Below are 301 nucleotides of genomic sequence, written 5' to 3' on the forward strand. Positions count from 1 at the left end.
CTACAGCACCGGGCCGATGATGTACTACCTCGGCTGGCCGGTGACCGTGTTCGTGTCGTTCGTGCCGGCCCTGCTCGGCGTGATCGCGCTCGCCGGGTGGGCGGCCGCGCGGTTCGCCGTGCGGTGGCCGCTGTTCCCGGCGCTCGGCCCGGTCGCGGCGCTGGCCTCCGGCGGGGTCCTCTACTACCTGGCCTACTCGTTCATCGGGGTCGGGCCGTTCCACTGGTACTACGTGGCGCCGGTGACCGCGGCGAGCGCGTTCGCCGTCGCCGCGTTCGGCACCTGGTACGCCCAGGCCCGC

General features: G+C 73.8%; 1 pseudogene. It reads left to right on the plus strand.

Annotated features, from left to right (window positions below):
• Positions 1 to 301: pseudogene (locus G3I65_RS41290) on the plus strand (hypothetical protein); the annotation flags it as partial.

It is taken from the genome of Amycolatopsis sp. SID8362 (assembly GCF_010550475.1).
GTDB lineage: Bacteria > Actinomycetota > Actinomycetes > Mycobacteriales > Pseudonocardiaceae > Amycolatopsis > Amycolatopsis eburnea.